Raw genomic sequence first — 1,539 nt, 5'->3', positions numbered from 1 at the left:
GGTCCAGCTCGTGCTTGTTGGCAAGCCAGGTGAGCTGAGCGGCAAGCTTGTCCTTCTTGCGGTCGGAAGCGATGACGGTCATGGCGAAACCGTCCTGCGAAGTCCGTGTCACGATGCCTTCGATGCGGCCGATATGGTCGATATAGGCAATGACCTTTTCGCCCGGCATGCCGACGCGGTCGGTGCGCAAGGCAACGTTACCGGGCGACATGTCGATCACCTGGCACGGATGTTCGGTGCGGTCCTCCAGCATGAACCGCCCGTAAATCTTCACCCGGACGCGCTGGAAATTGCGCCGCTCTGCTCGGGACGGCGCGTATTCTACCGCCGTTGACCTCATGGCTGCCTGCACCCCGTTGGCACTCCACGCGACGATGCGCGGAATCTCGCCGGAAAAAGCTACAGCAAAGCAGGTTAACAAAGGGGAAAAAGTCGACCGCGAACGGCTTGAGATCGGAGCTTGTCTCAGGGGCAAAGTCAGAATCGATCGGGCCAGGATTCCCGGCGACTTGCCTCATTCGTTGCGTCCGCCGTCGAAGACCACGAGGTGGCGAATCCGGCGCACGCGGCCGAGCGCGGGAATGGTCTCAGGCGCGTCGAACTCCGTCGGCACCAGCGAAGGAACATCGATCGCAGGCCGGTTCTTCAGGAACATCGGTTCCTTGTCGGGATCAATGACCCGGATCGCGTCGATCTGGGCATCGGCAAGCGGGTCGGCGCCCAGCCAGAACGGCCTTTCCACGGCGCTGATGATGCCGAGGCAGCGGGGGTTCTCGATGCCGCCGTCGAGCGGCAGCGCGAGCAGTTCGAACTTGTTGGAACGGCCGTTTCGGCTGAAGCCCTCGTAGTTCATCAGCAGCAGCGATTTCTGGTCGAAGACGCCGTGGATGAGCCGCGACACCAGTCGCTGGTCCTTCTCGCGCCAGAGCGAGGGAAACGAGAAGCCCTTGAGCTCGCGGCCGTAGCAGGCGCAGAGCCTTGTGCCGGCGAGCCGGAACACGGCTTCCCCGCGCGTGTCCCGCTCCAGGATGAACGTGTCGGCCAGGAGCGACTTGATGTCCGCCGGCTCGACCTCCGAGCGTTTCGGGGCAGGGCGGCCATCACGCAGCCGGTTCCAATATTGGAACAGCGTGATTGATCCGTTCTGATTCATTTTCATTCCGCTCCGCGCAATCTGTCTTTTTGCTGTCCCATCGGCGAACAGACAGGGCGCCCTCCGATGACCTTCATGCGGTGCGGAGCAGGATGCGTGCCAGCATCGTTAACGTTTGTTCACGGGTCGGGGTCGTTAAGGTTAACAAGTGGTTTACGTTGCGCGCCGGCAGGGGCTGTGGCACACCAAAAACCACTCCAAAACGATCGTTTCGCAGCGATCGGCAGCACTTCAAGAGTTTTCGGGGAGCAGGGGACTCGGCCAGCCGTTCAGGGGAAACCCTGGACGGCCTTTCTTTGATTCGCCCTCTTTCCGATTCGGGGCTGTGGCGATTCGCGGTTTGTGATTCGATCAGGCGTGAACTACATGCTCGCCCGAAAATCGAG

The 1,539-nt window shown here is 61.3% G+C and carries 3 protein-coding genes; 1 reads left to right on the top strand and 2 read right to left on the bottom strand.

Annotated features, from left to right (window positions below):
• Together EOA38_RS36255 and EOA38_RS36250 are read right to left on the bottom strand one after the other, a co-directional pair.
• On the bottom strand, window positions 1-340 hold a 340-nt coding region (locus tag EOA38_RS36255; protein ID WP_145966278.1), incomplete at its 3' end, for a PilZ domain-containing protein.
• A 174-nt stretch (window positions 341-514) separates the two neighbouring features.
• Window positions 515-1,153 (bottom strand): PAS domain-containing protein, encoded by a 639-nt coding sequence (locus EOA38_RS36250; protein ID WP_127301476.1) that lies wholly within the window; start codon window positions 1,151-1,153, stop codon window positions 515-517.
• A 92-nt stretch (window positions 1,154-1,245) separates the two neighbouring features.
• Between EOA38_RS36250 and EOA38_RS39925 the strand changes: the two genes are divergently transcribed.
• A partial coding sequence (locus EOA38_RS39925; RefSeq protein WP_210213016.1) for a hypothetical protein occupies window positions 1,246-1,539 on the top strand: 294 nt, incomplete at its 3' end.

This window comes from Mesorhizobium sp. M1E.F.Ca.ET.041.01.1.1, from assembly GCF_003997355.1.
GTDB lineage: Bacteria > Pseudomonadota > Alphaproteobacteria > Rhizobiales > Rhizobiaceae > Mesorhizobium.
This window is presented reverse-complemented; position numbering and strand designations above follow the sequence as displayed.

What these genes read in the sequence shown, in the direction of transcription:
- EOA38_RS36250 (WP_127301476.1), bottom strand. Translation starts at nt 1,153, where the DNA reads ATGAATCAGAACGGATCAATCACGCTGTTCCAATATTGGAACCGGCTG.